This is a genomic window from Geodermatophilus tzadiensis (assembly GCF_003002915.1).
Lineage (GTDB): Bacteria > Actinomycetota > Actinomycetes > Mycobacteriales > Geodermatophilaceae > Geodermatophilus > Geodermatophilus tzadiensis.
On record NZ_PVTG01000003.1, the window covers coordinates 83,279 to 102,213 of the forward strand.

Genomic DNA, 18,935 nt, shown 5'->3' on the forward strand with positions numbered 1-18,935 from the left:
CCCGACCGTCGCCGACGGCCGCCGTCCCCCGGGACGGCGGCCGTCGGCGTTCTCGCGGCCTGAGCGCGGCGTCCCCGGTTCCCGCTGCAGGGGCCCACCGCCGGGCGTGCGAGCGGTGGGGCCGCGCCGCCCGGGTCCTCCCTCAGGCGGTGCTGCGGCGGCGCGGGGCCCGGGCGGCGACACCGGTGCGGACGGCGTCGCCGAGCGAGGCCGGCCACAGCAGCGCCCGCACCCGCACCCGGGCCGGCACCGCCGCGACCAGCCCGCGCCGCGCCGCGGCCAGCGCGTCGCGCAGCGCCGGGTCGGTGGCCGCGCCGGGGCGGCCGTAGCTGGTCGCCTCCTCCGCGCGCGCCAGCCGCCCGACAGCGTCGGCCGCGCCGGGGGCGCCGGCGCGGTGCACGCCCGCTCCGGGCGCCCGGCCGGCACCGAGGGTCCGGGCCAGGGCGGTGGCCTGCTGCCGGGGCGTGTGGGCCGGGTCCCAGGGCAGGCCGAGGTCGCGGGCCGTGGCCGCCAGCTCGTCCCACAGCGCGGCCGGGCCACCGTCGGCCAGCCGCCGGCGCCGCTGCAGCGCGCGGGCGCCGGCCGGGGCGGCCACCAGTGCGGCCAGCCCGAGGAGCACCCCCGCGCCGACCAGCACCGGGCGGGCCGAGCCGGCGTCGGCGGTGGCGCCCTGCCCCTGCGGCGTGGCGCCGTCGACCCGGTCGGTCTGCGGAGTCGGCGCGGGCGCGGGCGCGGTGGGCGCGGTCGGTACGTCGGTCGGCCGCTCCAGGACCTCCTGGTCGGCCGGCCGTGGCGCCCACGGCAGCTCGACGGCGCGCTCGGTGTCGATCGGCGTCGGGTCGAAGGCGATCCAGCCGAGGTCGTCGAAGTAGACCTCCACCCAGGCGTGCGCGTCGTCGCTGGTCACCATCCGGCCGCCGTCGGGCTGCACCCGGCCGGGCGTGTAGCCCAGTGCCACCCGGGCGGGGATGCCGGCGGCGCGGACCATCGCGGCCATCGCGCCGGCGTACTGCTCGCAGTAGCCCTGCTTGAGGCGCAGGAAGTCGGCGAGGTCGTCGCCGCTGGTGCCCGGGGCGGTCGAGAGGGAGTAGACGAAGCCGTTCTGGCGGGAGAAGGAGTCGTGGATGGCGCGCACGGCGTCGTACGGCGTCGCCGCGCCCGCGGTGAGCGTCGCCACCAGCTCGGTCACCTCGGGGGCGAGCGGCGGCAGGGCGGTGTCGCGCTCCCGCAGCGGGGAGTCCACCGGCAGCGGCCCCGACGCGCGCAGCTCCTCCTCGGTGGGCTGCGGCTCGACGGCGGTGACCGTGTAGCCGACGCCGGCGGTGGTGGCGTCGCGGCCGAACACCGTGCCGGTGGCCGGGTCGAACCGCCAGGCCTCGGGGTCGTCGATGTCCACCCGCAACGGCGAGGCCGGCACCGGCAGGAACCGGTCGTCGTGGCCGACGGCGGTCACCGACACCGCGACCTCCCGGCCGCCGCGACCCCCGGGCAGGGGAGCGAGGTCCTCGTCCTGCGCCACCGACGCCTCGCCGTCGAGGTTGCCCAGCGTCCAGCCCTCCTCGGCGTCGTACACGTCGAGGGTCACCACCCGCAGGTAGCCGGGATCGAGCACCGAGCTGTCGACCTGCAGCAGGTCGATCGGCTCGGGCAGGGTGAGCTGTCCCTGCAGCGCCGCCGCGGGGTCGAGCGCGGTGCCGGTGGCGCCGCCGCCCCCGACGCCGGGGCCGAAGCCCGCCGCCAGCCGGCCCTCGGGGAGGGTGGGCACCAGGGCGCCGAGCACCAGCCCGGCCACCAGCGCGACGCCGGCGGTGGCCGCGGCCGCGGTCCCGCCCCGCCCGCCGCCCGGCCGCCCGGAACGCTCGGCCAGCCGCCGCGCCTGGTCGGCCCACAGCAGCAGCGCCAGCCCGGCCGCCGGGGCGGCCAGCGCCAGCAGTCCGACGTCCCCGGTGACCGTGCTGACCGGCACGCAGAACAGCACGAGCAGGCCGAGCCCGGCCAGGGCCGGCTGCCGCCCGCCGACGGCGACCAGGTCGACGGTGACCGCCACCAGCCCGACCAGCAGCACGGTCAGCGCCAGCAGCCCGGTCAGCGGCAGCGCCGGGGTCGACTGCTCCCGGATCTCGGCCGAGCCGTCGAGCAGCACGCGGCCCAGGGCGTCGACCGAGACGGGCGTCGGCAGCCAGCCGCCCAGCGCCCGCCCCGGCGCGAACTGCGCGGTCAGCAGGCAGGTGAGCAGCCCCAGCTGCCCGAGCGGCACCAGCGGGACGGCGACGGCCGACACCCGGGCCGGAGCCGGCCGCCCGCCCGAGGCCCACGCCCACAGCGCCGGCCCGGCGGCGCGCAGCAGCAGCCCGCCGGCCCCGACGACGGCGATCGCCGCCAGCGCGGGCAGCAACCAGGCGGGACGGACGAACACCGGCCCGAGCGAGCAGGTGCCCAGCGCGGTCGCGGTCGCGGCGGCCAGCGTGGTGCCGCCGTCGCGCCGCAGCGTCCCCGGCGGCAGCGGCGCGTCGGCCCGGGGCGGCGGGGGCGGCGTCCGGACGGGGGGCGGGGCGAGGGCGGTCACGCCGGCACCCCCGCCGCCACGCCGCGTGCCCGCGCGAGCTCGGCCCACACCGACTCGACGCTGCGGTCGGCCCCCGCGTGGACCACCTGCCAGCCCGCGCCGCGCAGCAGCGACGCCGACTGCTCGAGCTGGCCGGTCAGGTGCGCGCGGGCGGACGCCGACAGGGCCCGCCGGCTGCGGCTGCCGGCCGGGTCGGCCCAGCCGGTGACGTCGAGCAGGACGGCGACGTCGCGGGACGGGCCCGACCGTGCGGCCACCAGCTCGCCGAGGTCGTCGGGGCCGACGGTGCCCAGCAGGGCGACCACCGGGCCGTCGCCGGCCACCCGGGAGAGCAGCTCGACCGCCGGGGCGAGTGAGGCGCCGCGGGACGGGGTGAGGGTGGCCAGCCGGTCGAGCAGGTCGGCCGGGCCCAGGCCGCCGCGTCCGGTCCCCGGCGCCAGCTCGCCGGCCTCGGTCACCACCCGCAGGACCGCGCCGCGGCCGGCCAGCCGGCTGCCGATGCTGGCCGCGGCCTCCACCAGCCACTCGAGGCTGTCCGGCGGCGGCGCCGGGTCCCCCGGCGGGCCCGGGGCGGCGGGCGCCGCCGCGGCGCCGGGGGCGGCGGTGCGGGCCAGCAGGTGCGCGCGCACGCGCGTGTCCAGCAGCAGCGCGGCCGAGGCCCGCCACGGCCGCTCCTCCATGCGGACCTGCAGCTCACCGGTGCGCGCGGTGGCCCGCCAGTGGACCTTGCGCAGGTCGTCGCCGTGTCGGTACGCCCGGGTGCTGACGTCGTCCTCGCCGTGCACCGCGATCGACCGGCGGGCGCCCTCCGCGCCGCCGCCCTGCCCGCCGGCGGGGCCGCCCGGGCCGAGCTCCCGCACCCGCGGCACCACCAGCAGCGGGGCGTCGCCGGTGCCGCTGGCGGTGCGCTGCACCAGGCCGAAGGGATCGACCAGCCGCAGCCGCAGCGGGCCGAGCCGGTAGCGCCCGCGCCGGCCGCCGTGCACCCGGTAGCGCAGCGCGGCCGTCCCGCCGGTGGCCAGCCGCTCGACGACGAAGCGGGGGGAGCGGCCCAGCTCGGCGGGCAGCTGCTCGGTCAGCAGCCACAGCCGGCCGGTGCGGCGCTCGGCGTTGGTGACCTCGAGCAGCACCTCGGCGTCCTCGCCGCGCGGCACCCGCGCGGGGGTGACCGTCCGGCGGGCGGCCACCCGCACCCGCTGCCGGGACACGGCCAGCGCCGACAGCAGCGGCAGGGCGAGCACGAAGACGGCCAGCTGGGACAGCGCCCGCTCGCCGAGCAGCGCGGCGAGCCCGAGCAGGGTGAGGCCGGCGGCGACGAGGCAGCGGCCGCGGAGGGTGAGCGGCGTCAGGGCGGTCCGCAGCGGGCCGGTCACGGTCCTCAGCGCCCCCGCAGGACCGGCACGTCCGCCAGCAGCCCGGCCACCACCTGCTCGGGCGTGCGCCGGGCGGCCGCGGCGTCGGGGGTGAGCAGCAGCCGGTGGGCGAGCACCGGCTGTGCCATGGCCTGGACGTCGTCGGGCAGGACGTGGTCGCGGCCGGCCAGCGCCGCGGCGGCCCGGGCGGTGCGCAGCAGCTGCAGGCCGGCCCGCGGCGAGGCACCCAGCCGTAGCTCGGGGGAGCGGCGGCTGGCCTCGACCAGGGCGACGACGTAGCGGCGGATCGCGTCGGAGACGTGCAGCTGCTGCACCGCGGCCACCAGCGCGCGCACCGTGGCGGCGTCGGCCACCGGGGCGAGGGTGGCCAGCGGGTCGGTGGTGCCGCGGTCGTCGAGCATCGCCACCTCCGCCTCGCGGTCGGGGTAGCCCATCGACACCCGCGCGGTGAACCGGTCGCGCTGCGCCTCGGGGAGGGGGTAGGTGCCCTCCATCTCCACCGGGTTCTGCGTGGCCACCACGAGGAAGGGGGCGGCGAGCTCGTAGCTGACCCCGTCGACGGTGACCTGCCGCTCCTCCATGGCCTCCAGCAGCGCCGACTGGGTCTTGGGCGAGGCGCGGTTGATCTCGTCGGCGACCACCACGTTGGCGAACACCGCACCCGGCTTGAACTCGAAGGCGCGGGTCTCCTGGTCGTACACCGACACCCCGGTGACGTCGCTGGGGAGCAGGTCGGGCGTGAACTGGATCCGCCGCACGCTCGCGTCGACGGACGCGGCCAGCGCCTTGGCCAGGGTCGTCTTGCCGACGCCGGGCACGTCCTCGACCAGCAGGTGTCCCTCGGCCAGCAGCACCACCAGGGCGAGGTGCACCACCCCGGGCTTGCCCTGGACGACGCGGGAGACGTTGGCCGCGATGCGCGCGCCCTCCGTGGCGACGTCGACCGGCAGCCCCGCGGTCCCGTCAGCCGCACGCATGGTGTCGGTCACGCGCCACACGGTACGTGTCGGGCGGCCCTCCGGGCGGCCCTCGCGGTCCCCACCCGGTGCCCCCGGCGGACCTCCGGGCGGGGTCGGCGGCCCCACCGCGACCCACCTCCCACCCCACCCGCCCCCACCGCACGCCGCCGGGGTGGTCGCACGTCGCTGACCTGCACCGCAGGCGGTGGAGGACGCCGGTCACGACATGGTGTCGAGTGGTGTCCGGTGGGGCGTAGTGGGTTAGTGTGTGGCGCGGTGGGGAGCCAGGGCCCGTCCCGGGTCCGCTGAGGACACGAGGAGGACCAATGGGGGAGGTGATCCGGTGTTCGTCGGCAGCTACACGTTGCGCCTCGACGAGAAGGGCCGGCTCGCACTCCCGGTCCGCTTCCGTGACCAGGTGGCCGGCGGCATGGTGATCAAGAAGGGTCAGGAGCGCTGCATCTACGGCCTGACCATGAGCCGGGTCGCCGAGCAGAGCGCCGCCGCCGCCCAGATGGCCCCCGCCGACACCGCCGAGGCCCGCATGCGCGCGCGCATGAGCTTCGGCTCGATGGTCGAGGTCGAGCCGGACAAGACCGGGCGCATCACCATCCCGGCCAACCTGCGGCAGTACGCCCAGCTCGACCGGGACGTGGTCGTGGTGGGCGTCGACACCCGCTTCGAGATCTGGGACCAGGCCACGTGGGACTCCTACGTGGAGGAGCAGGAGGCGGCCTTCGCCGCCATGGAGAGCGAGGGGATGCCCACGCTGTCCTGACCCCGTCCCGCCGGTCGCCCCGACCACCTGCGCACCCCGACGCGAGCCGTCTTCCCCGCGGCTCGACCGGGTGCGGCCCGAACCGTCTTCCCCGCGGCTCGGTCCCCGCGCACCGGGCGGCACCCCGCCGCCGGCCGGGCCGGCACCGGCTCCGGAGACCTCCGCTCCCCGCGGGCACCACCTGACGCACTTCCCCGGCGCCAGGCGGAGCCCGCGGGGGGTGGGGGTCCCCACCCCGCCACCGCGGCGACCCCACCCCGCCCCACGGTCCCCACCCGGCCCCACCCGCCGGCCCCTGCCGCCGCGGGGTCCTCCCGCCTGCCCGCCCCTCGCTGCCCGCCCGACCGTCGCGACCGACTCGTCACGCGGCACGCCGCCGAGCTCCCGCCGACGACGCGCCTCCCGCGCGAGCATGGGGGACGACGCGCCCACCCCTCCCGGCGCGGGAGCCCGACCCGAGGAGGCCGACGATGAGCACGCCCGAGCCCACGCGGCCCGCGCCGCAGGCCTCGGCGGCACGGGCGCGACCCGTGCACGTGCCCGTCCTCCTCGACCGGGTCACCGAGCTGCTCGGCCCCGCCTGCGCCACCGAGGGCGCCGTCCTCGTCGACGCCACCCTGGGCCTGGCCGGGCACGCGCTGGCCCTCCTCGACGCCCACCCCGGTCTCCGCCTGGTCGGGCTGGACCGCGACCCGCAGGCCCGCGCCGAGGCCGCCGCCCGCATCGCCGCCGCCGGGCACACCGACCGCGCCACCCTGGTGCCCGCCGTCTTCGACGAGCTGCCCGACGTCCTCGACCGGCTCGGCCTGACCGAGGTGCAGGCCGTGCTGTTCGACCTGGGCGTCTCCTCGCTGCAGCTCGACCGGCCCGAGCGCGGCTTCAGCTACGCCGGTGACGGTCCGCTGGACATGCGCATGGACCCCGGGGCCCCGCGCAGCGCCGCCGACGTCGTCAACACCTACTCCGCCGCCGAGCTCGCCCGGGTGCTGCGGGTCTACGGCGAGGAGCGGTTCGCCTCCCGGATCGCCGGCGCCATCGTCCGCGAGCGGGCCCGCGCGCCGTTCACCCACACCGAGCGCCTGGCCCACCTCGTGCGCGACGCGATCCCCGCGGCCACCCGGCGCACCGGGGGCCACCCGGCCAAGCGGACCTTCCAGGCGCTGCGCATCGAGGTCAACGACGAGCTCGGGGCTCTGCAGCGGGCCCTCCCCGCGGCGCTGGACGCGCTCGCCGTCGGGGGCCGCGTCGCCGTCATCACCTTCCACTCCCTCGAGGACCGGATCGTCAAGCAGACCCTCGCCGCCGGCGCCACCGACCGCACCCCGCCGGAGCTGCCGGTGCGGCTGCCCGAGTACGAGCCGGTGCTGCGACTGCTGACCCGCGGCGGCGAGCCGCCGTCGGACGCCGAGGTGGCCGCCAACCCGCGCGCCGCCTCGGCCCGCGTCCGCGCCGCCGAGCGCACCCGGCGCGCCGCGTGAGCGCCGCCGCCCGCGCGCCCCGCGAGGGCGTCGCACCCCGGACGCCCGCGCCGAAGAAGCCCGCACCGAAGAAGCCCGCACCGAAGGCGCCGGTGCCGAAGGCGGCGAGACCGGAGCCGGCGACCACCTCCCGCCCGGCGCCGGCGATGGCCTCCCGGCCCGTCCGGGTGCAGACCTCCGGCGCGCTGCCCTCCCGCCCGCTGCGCGCGCTGCCCTCCCGGCCGTCCCGCGGCCGGGCGACCGGACCCGCGCCACGCGTGAGCGCGCCGGTGCTGCGGCTGGTCCCCGGCGCCGACGCCGTCCGGTCGCGGCGCGGCGTCCTCGGCAGCGGCCGGGCCCCGTTCGTGCTGCTCGTCGTCGCGCTGCTGGTGCTCACCACGCTCGGCCTGCTGGTGCTCAACACCGCCGTCGCGGTCAACTCGCTGCAGGCCACCGCGTTGCGCACCGCCAACGCCGAGAAGGCCGAGGAGGTGCAGCGGCTGGAGAAGCAGGTGGTCGACGGCGCCACGCCCGCCCAGCTCGCCGCCGCGGCCGCCGCCGCCGGCCTCGTGCCCGCCGGCGCGGCCGCCTACCTGGTCGTCGCCCCCGACGGCAGCGCCACGCTGCGCGGCACCCCCGAGCCGGCGCCCGCGCCCGGCGAGCCCGAGGCCGGGACGGGGGGCTGAGCCGTGGCCGTCCCACCCCGCGACCCCGGCCGCCGCACCGCGCCGCGCCCCGCCGTCCGCGGCGCCCGCTCCGGTGTCCCGGTGCGCCCCCGCGCGACGCTGCCGCCGGCCGCCGGCCGCGGTGGCGCGCCCCGCGGTGGCGCCCCCCGTGCCGGCGCCTTCGCCCCCCGTCGCCCGCCCGGCAGCCGCCACGCCGGACGCCCGCTGACCGCCGGCCCGCGCCGGCTGTGGTGGGGCCTGGTGCTCGTCGTCGTCCCCCTGCTGGTGGTCACCGGCAAGCTGGTGTTCCTGCAGGGCGTGGACGGCGCCGACTACGCCTACGCCGCCGAGCAGGACCGGCTGGCCACCTACCCGATCGCCGCGCTGCGCGGGGCCGTCGTCGACCGCGACGGCAACCCCCTCGCCTACACCGTCGAGGCCTCCCGCGTGGTGGCCGACCCCACCGTCGTCGACGACCCCGAGCGGACGGCGCTGGCGCTCTCGGCGCTGCTCGAGGCGCCCGTCGACGTGCTCACCGGCCAGCTGACCGAGGAGGGCCGGTACGTCGTCCTGGCCCGGCAGGTGCCGCCCCAGACTTCCGACGCCGTCGAGGAGCTCGGCCTGGCCGGCGTCTCCCTGGAGGACGACCCGGTGCGGCTCTACCCGGCCGGCTCGGTCGGCGGGCAGATCGTGGGCTGGGTGGGCCGCGACGGCGCCGGCCTGGGCGGCGTCGAGCTGCGCTTCGAGGACCTGCTGGCCGGCGCCGACGGGCAGCGGCGGGTCGAGGTGGGCAGCGGGGGCAACCCCATCCCGTCGGGCATCGACGAGTCCACGCCGGCCACCGACGGCAGCACCCTCGAGCTGACCGTCGACCAGGACGTGCAGTTCCGGACCGAGCAGCGGCTGGCGGAGGCCTGCGCCGACGGCGCCACCACCCGCGCCTCCGCGGTCGTGCTCGACGTGCACACCGGCGAGGTCGTCGCGATGGGCTCCTGCCCGGGGTACGACCCGTCGCAGGCCGGCAGCACCGACCCCGAGCTGCTCGGCAACCCGGTCGTCTCCGACGTCTTCGAGCCCGGCTCGGTGATGAAGGCGGTCACCCTGGCCGCGGCCGTCGAGGAGGGGAAGGCGACGCCGGACACGGTGCTCAGCGTCAACGGCCACATCGAGGCCGGCGACGTCGTCGTCACCGACGCCCACGACCACCCGCCGGTCGACTGGACGGTCACCGGCATCCTCGCCAAGTCCAGCAACGTCGGCACGATCATGCTGGGCCGCGCGGTGGGCGACGAGACGCTCGAGCGCTACCTGCGCGCCTTCGGGGTGGGCGGGAAGACGGGCATCGAGCTCCCCGGCGAGAGCGGTGGCCTGCTGCAGAGCTCCGCCGACTGGACCGAGAGCCGCGCGGCCAACGTCCCGATCGGCCAGGGCGTCTCGGTGACGACGCTGCAGATGGCCTCGGTCTACCAGGCCATCGCCAACGGCGGCGTGCGCGTCCCGCCGCGGCTGGTCGGGTCGGTCACCGCCCCGGACGGGACGACGACGAGGCCGGAGGCCCCCGAGGCCACCCGCGTCGTCAGCGAGGAGACCGCCGACGCGCTGGCCTACATGCTCGAGGCCGTCGTCGGCCCGGGCGGCACCGCCCCGCTGGCCCAGGTCGAGGGCTACCGGGTCGCCGGGAAGACCGGGACGGCGCAGCGGCCCAACCCCGAGTGCAACTGCTACGCCGGCGGTGGCTACGTGACCACCTTCGTCGGGTTCGCCCCGGCCGACGACCCGCAGTACGTCGTCGCCGTCGACCTCGAGCGGCCCAGCAGCGACGCCGAGGGCGGCCAGGTCGCCGCGCCGGTGTTCGCCGACGTCATGCGCGCGGTGCTCACCAACGGTGACGTGGTGCCCTCGGGCACCGAGCGGCCCGACTTCCCCCTCACCGCCGCCGACCTCGCCGCCCGGGACCGGGCCGCCGCAGGGGACTGAGCGGAGGCCGCACCGAGGGCCGCAGCGCCGAGGAGCCTCGGGTGCGCGGGGCGCGGCCGCTCCGCCGGTAGATTGGCCCGACGTGAGCCCGACCGGACCCGGGTCGGTGCCCCGGCCAGCGGGGACCCGCCCGCTCGCCCTCAGCGCGCTGGCCGACCTGGTCGGCAACCCCGTGCAGGGCGACCCGGGCACCGCCGTCCGCGGCGTCACCCTCGCCTCTCCGGAGGTGCGCCCCGGTGACCTCTACGCCGCGCTGCCCGGCGCCCGCACGCACGGCGCGCGCTTCGCCGCCGACGCGGCCGCCGGCGGCGCCGTCGCGGTGCTCACCGACCCCTCGGGCCGCGAGCAGGCGGCGGCCACCGGCCTGCCGGTGTGCGTCGTCGACGACCCCCGCGGCGTGCTCGGCGCCGTCGCCGCCCGCGTCTACGGTGAGCCGGCCCGCCGGCTGCCGGTCGTCGGGATCACCGGCACCAACGGCAAGACGACGACGAGCTACCTGGTCGAGGCGGGCCTGGCCGCGGCCGGCCGCGCCACCGGCCTGATCGGCACGGTGCAGTCGCGCACCCGCGCCCGCGACGGGCGCGAGGCCGCCCTCCCCAGCGTGCGCACCACCCCCGAGGCGCCGGTGCTGCACGCGCTGCTGGCGAGCATGCTCGAGTCCGGCGTCGACGCCGTGGTCATGGAGGTCTCCAGCCACGCGCTGGTGCAGGGTCGCGTCGGCGGGGTGCCCTTCGCGGCGGCCGGCTTCACCAACCTCAGCCAGGACCACCTCGACTTCCACGGCGACCTCGAGAGCTACTTCCGGGCCAAGGCGCTGCTGTTCGACGGCCGGGCCGCGCGGGAGGTCGTCGTGGTGGACGACGAGCACGGCCGCCGCCTCGCGGGGGAGCTCGGCGGGCGCGCGGTCACCGTGTCGGCCGAGGGGCGTCCCGCCGACTGGACGGCGACCGGCGTCGAGGCGGCCCCCGACGGCGGCTCGGCGTTCACCCTCACCGGCCCCGGCGGCCGCTGGCCGGCTCGCGTGCGGCTGCCCGGCCGGTTCAACGTGACCAACGCCGTGCTCGCCGTCGCGCTGCTCGACGCGGTCGGCGTGCCGGTCGCCGCGGCGCTGGAGGGCATCGCCGGCACCGTCGTCCCGGGCCGCATGGAGCCGGTCGACGCCGGCCAGCCGTTCACCGCCGTCGTCGACTACGCGCACACCCCCGACGCCGTCGCCACCGCCCTCGACGCGCTGCGCGGCGCGACCCGGGGCAGGCTGATCACCGTGCTCGGCTGTGGCGGTGACCGCGACCCCGGCAAGCGCCCGGCGATGGGGGCGGCCGCGGCCACCCGCAGCGACCACCTGGTGGTCACCGACGACAACCCGCGCTCGGAGGACCCCGCCGCCGTCCGCGCCGCCGTCCTCGCCGGGGTGCCGGCCGACCGGCGGGACGCGGTGGAGGAGGTCGGCGACCGCCGGGCGGCGATCGCCCGCGCCGTGGCGCTGGCCGGACCCGGCGACACCGTGCTCGTCGCGGGCAAGGGACACGAGACCGGTCAGGAGGTCGCGGGCACCGTGACGCCGTTCGACGACCGCACGGTGCTGCGCGAGGAGATCGCCGCCCTGCCGTCCGCCGCCGGGGCGGCCCGCCCGTGATCGCGCTCTCCCTCGCCGAGGTCGCGCAGGCCGTCGGTGCCGCCGTCCCGCACGCCGCCGAGGCGACCGTGACCGGGGTGACCCTCGACTCGCGCGCCGTCGGTGCCGGCGACCTGTTCGTCGCCGTCGCCGGGGAGCGGGTCGACGGCCACGACTACCTGGAGGCGGCAGCCGGCGCCGGCGCCGTCGCCGCGCTCACCACCCGCCCCGGCGGCCCGCTGCCCGCGCTGGTCGTCGACGACACCGTCGCCGCGCTCGGCCGGCTCGCCGCGGCCGTGCACCGGCGGCTGGCCGGCGGCGACCTGGTGACCGTCGGCATCACCGGCTCCTCGGGCAAGACCTCCACCAAGGACCTGCTCGGCCAGGTGCTCGGCACGGCCGGGCCCACGGTCAGCCCGCCCGGGTCCTACAACAACGACATCGGCCTGCCGCTGACCGTGCTCTCGGCCGACGCGGACACCCGGTTCCTCGTGCTGGAGATGGGCGCCCGCGGCGTCGGCCACATCGCCCGGCTGTGCGCGGTCGCCCGGCCCGACGTCGGCGTGGTGCTCAACGTCGGCTCGGCGCACCTGGGCGAGTTCGGCTCGGCCGACGCCGTCGCCCTGGCCAAGGGCGAGCTGGTCGAGGCGCTGGCCGAGTCGGGTACCGCGGTGCTCAACGCCGACGACCCCCGGGTGCTCGGCATGGCACCCCGCACCCGCGCCCGCGTGGTCACCACCGGCCGCTCGGGCGACGCCGACGTCCGCGCCACGGGCGTCACGCTCGACGAGGCGGCCCGGCCCCGGTTCACGCTGGTCGCCGGGGGAGAGCAGCACCCGGTGGCGCTGCAGGTGGTCGGCGAGCACCAGGTGGCCAACGCGCTGTCGGCCGCGGCCGCCGCGATCGCCGCCGGGATGACGCCGGGCGCCGTCGCCACCGCCCTGTCGGCGGCCACCGCGCGCAGCCGCTGGCGCATGGAGGTCACTCGCCGCGCCGACGGCGTGACCGTGGTCAACGACGCCTACAACGCCAACCCCGAGTCGATGCGGGCCGCGCTGGCCGCCGTCACCGGGATGCCCGCCGGCCGCCGGGTCGCCGTCCTCGGCGGCATGGCCGAGCTCGGCCCCACCGCCGGCGCGGAGCACGAGCGGCTGGGCCGCGACGCGGTGGCCGCCGGGGTGGACCTGCTCGTGGCCGTCGGGTCCGACGCGGCCGGGCTGGTCGCGGGCGCGACCGCCGCCGGCGCCCGCGCGGGGGAGACCGCGGTGGCCGTGCCCGACCGGGCGGCGGCCCACCGACTGCTCACGGAGGTGCTGGTGCCCGGTGACGTCGTGCTGGTGAAGGCCAGCCGGTCCCACGGGCTGGAGCTGCTGGCCGCCGACCTGCTCGGTGCCGACGCCGGGGCAGGCGCGTGAAGTCCGTCCTCGTCGCCGCGTCGTTCGGGCTGATCATCTCGATCCTGTGCACGCCGCTGGCCGTGCGCGCGTTCCGGCGCCGCGGCTTCGGCCAGGAGATCCGCGACGACGGCCCCGAGTCGCACCTGTCGAAGAAGGGCACGCCCACCATGGGCGGCACCGTCATCGTCGGCGCGACCGTCGGGGGCTACCTGCTCGCCCACCTGTTCGTCATCAACCAGCCCGGCCGCGGGGTCACCGCCACCGGCCTGCTGCTGCTGTTCCTCCTGGTGGGCCTGGGCACCGTCGGCTTCCTCGACGACTACCTCAAGATCCGCCACCGCCGCAGCCTCGGCCTGAACAAGACCGCCAAACTGGTCGGCCAGCTCGTCGTGGGCGTGGGCTTCGCCGTCCTGGCGCTGAACTTCCCCGACGAGGCCGGGGTGACACCGGCGTCGGAGTTCGTCTCCTACGTCCGCGACATCCAGCCGCTGTTCCTCAGCGCCATCGGCTTCGTGGTGCTGGCCTACCTGTTCATCGCCGGGTTCTCCAACGCCGTCAACCTCACCGACGGCCTCGACGGGCTCGCCGCGGGCTGCTCGGCCATGGTCTTCGGCGCCTACGTCGTCATGAGCTTCTGGCAGTTCACCCACGACTGCGCCGCCACCGCGGTCGACGGCTGCTACCAGGTGCGCGACCCGCTCGACGTCACCCTGGTCGCGGCCGCGGCGATGGGCGCCTGCCTGGGCTTCCTGTGGTGGAACACCAGCCCGGCGCGGATCTTCATGGGCGACACCGGCTCGCTGGCCCTGGGCGGCCTGATGGCGGGCCTGGCCATCGTCACCCGCACCGAGCTGCTGCTCGTCGTCCTCGGCGGGCTGTTCGTCGCGGTCACGCTCTCGGTGGTCATCCAGGTGGCCTTCTTCCGCGCCACCCGCCGGCGGGTGTTCCGGATGGCCCCGCTGCACCACCACTTCGAGCTGGCCGGGTGGGCGGAGAACACCGTCATCGTCCGGTTCTGGCTGGTCACCGGGATGGCCGTGGCGTTCGGCCTCGGCCTGTTCTACGCCGACTGGCTGACCGTCACCGGCCTGTGACGAAGGACCCCCTCGTCCCCGGCACTCCGGCCCTCGTGCAGGGTCCCGCCGCGAGCCGGGGAGCGGTGGGGGGCACGGGGGTCCTTCGTCTGCGAGGGGGCCGTTCCGGCACCGCACCACGACACGCGCTGCGGCTGCACGGGCGCGGGCCGGTCAGCGGCGACGATGGCCGGATGGACAGCCGGACCGCTCCGTCCCGCGGCGGCACCCGACGCACGCCCGGCCGGAGCGCCGCCCGCGGCCCAGCCGCCGGCACCCGGCCCCGGTTGCGCGGGCCGGCCTGGCTCGACGGCCCGATGACCAGCTGCCACCTGGTCATCGGCGCGGCCGGTCTGCTGCTGGCCATCGGCCTGGTCATGGTGTTCTCGGCCTCGGCCATCGAGGCCGCGCTCAACGACGAGCCGGCCTGGCAGCCGGGCCTCGACCAGCTGGTCTTCGCCGCACTGGGCCTGGTCGCGCTCGGCATCGCCGTGCGGCTGCCGGTGGGGCTGGTGCGCCGCTGGTCGCCGGTGGCGCTCCTCGGCGTCGCCGTCCTGCTGCTCGCCGTCCTGGTCCCCGGCATCGGCACCGAGTACAACGGCTCCCGCGCCTGGATCAGCCTCGGGTTCACCGACTTCCAGCCCTCGGAGCTGTCCAAGCTGGTGCTGGCCCTGTGGGGCGCGCACGTGCTGGCGGCGCGCGGGCGGCTCCTCACGGTCCGCACGCTGCTGGTGCCGCTGGTCCCGGCCTTCCTCGTGCTGTGCGTCCTGCTCATCCTCGAGCCGGACTTCGGCGCGGTGGTCAGCCTCGCGCTGGTGCTCCTCGGCCTGCTGTGGGCGGGCGGGGCGCCGTGGCGGGTGTGGTCGGTGCTGGGCGCGTCCGCCGTCACCGGCGTCGTCCTCCTGGTGTGGGCCGCGCCGTACCGGCTGGAGCGGATCACCGCGTTCCTCGACCCCTTCGCCGACCCCACCGACACCGGCTTCCAGGCCATCCGCGGCTTCTACGCGCTGGCCACCGGCGGGCTGTGGGGCGTGGGCCTGGGCAACAGCGCCATGAAGTGGAACCTGCTGCCCGAGGCGGAGTCGGACTACATCTTCGCGATCATCGGCGAGGAGCTCGGCTTCCTCGGCTGCCTGGTGGTGGTCACGCTCTACGCGGTGCTGGCCTACGCCGGCTTCCGCATCGCCCGCCGCGCGGCCGACCGCTTCGTCCAGCTGGCCAGCGTGGCCATCACCGTGTGGCTGGTCGGCCAGGCGGCCATGAACATGGGGTACGTCGTCGGCCTGCTCCCGGTCACCGGCGTCACCCTGCCGCTCGTGTCCGCCGGTGGCACCTCGCTGGTGCTCACCCTCTTCATCGTGGGGATCCTCATCCGCTTCGCACGGTCCGAGCCCGAGGCCATCGAGCACGCCCGGCGCACCGAGCGCGGCCGCCTGGCCCGCTGGCTGCTGCCGGTGCCCGAGCACGCCGTCGACCCCGTCCGGCCCCGCCGGTCGCGCCCCGGGCGCGGCGACGGCGGCCCGGCCGCCCGCCCGGGTGCGCTGCCGCGGCGCCCGGTCGACGCCCGTCCCGTCCGCCGGCCCGCCGAGGTGCCGCGGCCCGACCGGCGCGCCGCGCCGTCGCCGGGCCGCCGTCCCGAGCGCGACCGCGTGCCGGCCCGCCCGGCCGACCGCCCGGGACGCTCCCGGTGACCGCCGGGGGAGCGCGCAGCGTCGTGCTCGCCGGCGGGGGCACCGGCGGGCACATCGAGCCGATGCTCGCGCTGGCCGACGCGCTGCGCCGCCGGGACGCCGGCCTGCGGATCACCTGCCTGGGCACCGCCCGCGGCATGGAGACCCGGCTGGTCCCGGCGCGCGGCTACGACCTGCGGCTGATCCCGCCGGTGCCGCTGCCGCGCCGGCCCACCCTCGACCTGCTGCGGGTGCCCGGCCGGGTGCGCCGCTCGGTCGCCGAGACCCGCGCGCTGCTCGGTGAGGTGGACGCCGACGTCGTCGTCGGGTTCGGCGGCTACGTCGCGCTGCCGGCCTACCTCGCCGCGCGCCGGGCGGGCGTGCCGGTGGTCGTGCACGAGCAGAACGCGCTGCCGGGGCTGGCCAACCGGGTCGGTGCCCGGATCGCCGCGCGGGTCGCCGTCACCGTGCCCGGCACGCCGCTGCACCGCGGCGAGCACGTCGGCATGCCGCTGCGCGCGTCGATCACCACCCTCGACCGAGCCGCACGCCGCGCCGAGGCCCGGGCCGCCTTCGGCCTGGACGCCGACCGGCCGACGCTGCTCGTCTTCGGCGGGTCGCAGGGCGCCGCGTCGCTCAACCGGGCCGCCGTCGCCGCGGCCGACGTGCTCACCGCCGCCGGCATCCAGGTGCTGCACGCCCGCGGCCCCAAGAACACCGACGTCACCGTGCCGCCCCGCCCGGCGGGCGAGGCGCCCTACGCCGTCGTCGACTACCTGGAGCGGATGGACCTCGCCTACGCCGCCGCCGACCTGGCGCTGTGCCGCTCGGGCGCGGTCACCGTGGCCGAGCTCTCCGCCGTCGGCCTGCCCGCCGCGTTCGTGCCCCTGCCCATCGGCAACGGCGAGCAGCGGCGCAACGCGCTGCCGGTGGTCGAGGCCGGCGGCGGGTTCCTGGTCGACGACGCCGACCTGTCCGCGGCGTGGATCGGGTCGACGCTCGTCCCGCTGCTCACCGACCCCGCAGCCCTGGCCGGGTACGCCGCGCACGCCGCCGCGGCCGGCGTCCCCGACGCCGACGACCGGCTGGCCGACATCGTCCTGGAGGTGGCGACCGGTGACCGCTGACGCGACCGCCGCGTGGACCGCGCCGGTGCCCGCGCTGGAGGAGCTCGGCGCGGTGCACCTCGTCGGGATCGGCGGTGCCGGCATGAGCGGCATCGCGCGCATCCTGCTGGCCCGCGGGGTGACCGTGTCCGGCAGCGACCGCCGCGACACCCCGACCCTGCTGGCGCTGCGGGCACTGGGCGCCCGGGTGGAGCTCGGCCACGACGCCGCGCACCTCGGCGACGCCGACACCGTGGTGGTGTCCTCGGCGATCCGCGAGGACAACCCCGAGCTCGCCGCCGCCCGGGAGCGCGGGCTGCGGGTGCTGCCCCGCGCGGTCGCCCTGGCGGTGGTGATGGCCGGACGGCGCAGCGTCGCCGTCGCCGGCACCCACGGCAAGACCTCGACCACCTCGATGCTCACCGTGGCCGTGCAGGCCTGCGGCGTCGACGCCTCCTTCGCCATCGGCGGCGACCTCAACGAGTCGGGCAGCAACGCGCACGCGGGGGAGGGCGACGTCTTCGTCGCCGAGGCCGACGAGAGCGACCGCTCCTTCCTGCTGCTGGCGCCGTTCGGGGGGATCGTCACCAACGTCGAGGCCGACCACCTGGACAACTACGGCGACCTGGCCGCGGTCGAGGCTGCCTTCGACCGGTTCCTGCAGACCCTCGACCCGGCGGGCTTCGTCGTGCTGTGCGCCGACGACCCGGGCTCCGCGCGGCTGCGCGGCGTCCCGACGCCGGCGCGGGTGCGCACCTACGGCACCGCGGCGGACGCCGACCTGCGGCTGGTCGACCTCGAGGTCGCCCAGGACGCCACCAGCTGGACCGCCGTCCTCGACGGCACCGAGCTCGGCCGCGTGCGCATCCGGGTGCCCGGCGAGCACATGGCCCGCAACAGCGCCGCGGCGCTGCTCGCCGGGCTCGAGCTGGGCATGCCCGCGGCGGGGCTGGTGGCCGGGCTGGAGCGCTTCGGCGGGGTGCACCGCCGCTTCGAGCTGAAGGGCACCGCCGCGGGCGTGCGGGTCTACGACGACTACGCCCACCACCCCACCGAGGTGACCGCCCAGCTGCGCGCCGCGCGGGCCGTGGCGGGGGAGGGCCGCGTGGTGGTGGCCTTCCAGCCGCACCTCTACAGCCGGACCCGCGAGTTCGCGGCCGCCTTCGGTGAGGCCCTGGGCCTGGCCGACGAGGTCGTGGTCATGGACGTCTACGGCGCCCGCGAGGACCCCGTCCCCGGCGTCACCGGCGCCATGGTCGCCGACGCCGTGCCGCTGCCGGCCGAGCGGGTGCACTTCGAGCCCTCCTGGTCGGCGGCCGCCCCGGCCCTGGCCGCCCGCGCCCGTCCCGGCGACCTGGTGATCACCATGGGCGCCGGCAACGTCTCGATGGTCGGCCCCGAGGTGCTCGCCGCGCTCACCGGCAACGGCGGCGGCGCCGACCCCGACCGGTGAGCCGCACCGGCCGCACGACCGCCGACCGGGAGCGCGCGGTCCCGGCGGAGGTCGTCCGGCCGGCGCCCCGCCGCCGGCGGCCCGACACCCCGGCCGAGCGGCGCCGCCGCCGGCTGGTCCGCGTGGTCCTCGCCCTCGCGGCGGTCGCCGCCGTGTGGTGGGCGGTGTGGGCCAGCCCGCTGCTGGCCGTGCAGACGGTCCGGGTCGACGGCGCCACCACGCTGACCGCCGAGCAGGTGCGCACCGCGGCCGGTGTGGCCGAGGGCACGCCGCTGCTGCGGGTCGACGTCGACGCCGCCGCCGGTCGCGTCGCCCGGCTGCCCCAGGTCGCCTCGGTGGAGGTCACCCGGGGCTGGCCGCGCAGCGTGGTCGTCACCGTCGTCGAGCGGCGACCGGTCGCCGTCGTCGAGCAGGCCGGCACCCGCTCCCTCGTCGACGCCGACGGCGTGCTGTTCGACACCGTCACCGGCCCGTCGCCTGCCGGCGTCGTCCCGCTGGACGTCGCCGACCCCGGTCCCGACGACCCGGCCACGCGCGCGGCGCTCGGCGCGCTGGTCTCGCTGCCGGCGGACGTGCGCGGCGAGGTGGCGGCCGCCTCGGCGAGCTCCGGCGAGGGCGTCACGCTGACCCTCGCCGACGGCACCACCGTCGTGTGGGGTGGCGCGGACGACGCCGCCGGCAAGTCCGACGTCCTCGTCGCCCTGCTCGCCCAGCTCGCCTCCGGAGCCCTGGAGCCGGCGGGCACGATCGACGTCAGCGCACCCGGCGCCGCCGTCCTCCGCTGAGGACCTCCGGCTCGTCGCCGTGCGTGTCGGGGCGGGCGCGCACCGCTGCGACGACGGCCGC

At 78.2% G+C, this 18,935-nt stretch carries 14 protein-coding genes; 11 read left to right on the plus strand and 3 right to left on the minus strand.

Translation table 11 applies throughout. The features are described from left to right. Positions 1-142: 142 nt before the first annotated feature. The 3 genes from LY71_RS05635 to LY71_RS05645 are packed head-to-tail and all read right to left on the minus strand — an operon-like array spanning position 143 to position 4,928. The gene (locus LY71_RS05635) at positions 143-2,566 is read right to left on the minus strand and encodes a transglutaminase TgpA family protein (RefSeq protein WP_245887690.1); all 2,424 of its coding nucleotides are present in this window, start codon (positions 2,564-2,566) and stop codon (positions 143-145) included. Further along, entirely contained in the window at positions 2,563-3,939 is a 1,377-nt protein-coding gene (locus LY71_RS05640; RefSeq protein WP_106275993.1) for a DUF58 domain-containing protein, read from the minus strand. The genes LY71_RS05635 and LY71_RS05640 overlap by 4 nt, the downstream gene beginning before the upstream one ends. Positions 3,940-3,944: 5 nt before the next feature. Further along, positions 3,945-4,928 (minus strand): AAA family ATPase, encoded by a 984-nt coding sequence (locus LY71_RS05645; RefSeq protein ID WP_245887691.1) that lies wholly within the window; start codon positions 4,926-4,928, stop codon positions 3,945-3,947. Positions 4,929-5,241: 313 nt separating this feature from the next. On the opposite strand from LY71_RS05645, the gene mraZ reads away from it, so the two are divergent. From mraZ to LY71_RS05700, 11 genes are all read left to right on the plus strand, one after another. Next, the gene (gene mraZ, locus LY71_RS05650) at positions 5,242-5,676 is read left to right on the plus strand and encodes a division/cell wall cluster transcriptional repressor MraZ (RefSeq protein WP_106275994.1); all 435 of its coding nucleotides are present in this window, start codon (positions 5,242-5,244) and stop codon (positions 5,674-5,676) included. Positions 5,677-6,146: 470 nt separating this feature from the next. Then, positions 6,147-7,154, plus strand: coding sequence for a 16S rRNA (cytosine(1402)-N(4))-methyltransferase RsmH (rsmH, locus tag LY71_RS05655; protein WP_106275995.1), 1,008 nt, complete (start codon positions 6,147-6,149; stop codon positions 7,152-7,154). Further along, positions 7,151-7,819 (plus strand): cell division protein FtsL, encoded by a 669-nt coding sequence (gene ftsL, locus LY71_RS05660; RefSeq protein ID WP_106275996.1) that lies wholly within the window; start codon positions 7,151-7,153, stop codon positions 7,817-7,819. Before rsmH ends, ftsL begins: the two co-directional genes overlap by 4 nt. Positions 7,820-7,822: 3 nt before the next feature. Then, on the plus strand, positions 7,823-9,775 hold the full coding sequence (locus LY71_RS05665) for a peptidoglycan D,D-transpeptidase FtsI family protein (protein ID WP_245887692.1): 1,953 nt from the start codon (positions 7,823-7,825) through the stop codon (positions 9,773-9,775). 82 nt (positions 9,776-9,857) lie between these two features. Next, the gene (locus tag LY71_RS05670) at positions 9,858-11,411 is read left to right on the plus strand and encodes a UDP-N-acetylmuramoyl-L-alanyl-D-glutamate--2,6-diaminopimelate ligase (RefSeq protein WP_106275997.1); all 1,554 of its coding nucleotides are present in this window, start codon (positions 9,858-9,860) and stop codon (positions 11,409-11,411) included. Next, entirely contained in the window at positions 11,408-12,805 is a 1,398-nt protein-coding gene (locus LY71_RS05675) for a UDP-N-acetylmuramoyl-tripeptide--D-alanyl-D-alanine ligase (RefSeq protein ID WP_106275998.1), read from the plus strand. The genes LY71_RS05670 and LY71_RS05675 overlap by 4 nt, the downstream gene beginning before the upstream one ends. After that, positions 12,802-13,881: a phospho-N-acetylmuramoyl-pentapeptide-transferase gene (gene mraY, locus LY71_RS05680; protein WP_106275999.1), complete on the plus strand. Its 1,080-nt coding sequence runs from the start codon at positions 12,802-12,804 to the stop codon at positions 13,879-13,881. Before LY71_RS05675 ends, mraY begins: the two co-directional genes overlap by 4 nt. A 296-nt stretch (positions 13,882-14,177) precedes the next feature. Beyond that, on the plus strand, positions 14,178-15,551 hold the full coding sequence (ftsW, locus tag LY71_RS05685) for a putative lipid II flippase FtsW (RefSeq protein ID WP_245887693.1): 1,374 nt from the start codon (positions 14,178-14,180) through the stop codon (positions 15,549-15,551). Further along, on the plus strand, positions 15,548-16,657 hold the full coding sequence (gene murG / locus LY71_RS05690; RefSeq protein ID WP_106276001.1) for an undecaprenyldiphospho-muramoylpentapeptide beta-N-acetylglucosaminyltransferase: 1,110 nt from the start codon (positions 15,548-15,550) through the stop codon (positions 16,655-16,657). The genes ftsW and murG overlap by 4 nt, the downstream gene beginning before the upstream one ends. Then, positions 16,647-18,089: a UDP-N-acetylmuramate--L-alanine ligase gene (murC, locus tag LY71_RS05695; RefSeq protein WP_106276002.1), complete on the plus strand. Its 1,443-nt coding sequence runs from the start codon at positions 16,647-16,649 to the stop codon at positions 18,087-18,089. The genes murG and murC overlap by 11 nt, the downstream gene beginning before the upstream one ends. After that, entirely contained in the window at positions 18,086-18,874 is a 789-nt protein-coding gene (locus LY71_RS05700) for a cell division protein FtsQ/DivIB (protein WP_245887694.1), read from the plus strand. Before murC ends, LY71_RS05700 begins: the two co-directional genes overlap by 4 nt. Positions 18,875-18,935 lie beyond the last annotated feature (61 nt).

Coding starts and splice junctions, on each gene's coding strand:
- rsmH (WP_106275995.1), top strand. CDS start 6,147: ATGAGCACGCCCGAGCCCACGCGGCCCGCGCCGCAGGCCTCGGCGGCA.
- ftsW (WP_245887693.1), top strand. CDS start 14,178: ATGACCAGCTGCCACCTGGTCATCGGCGCGGCCGGTCTGCTGCTGGCC.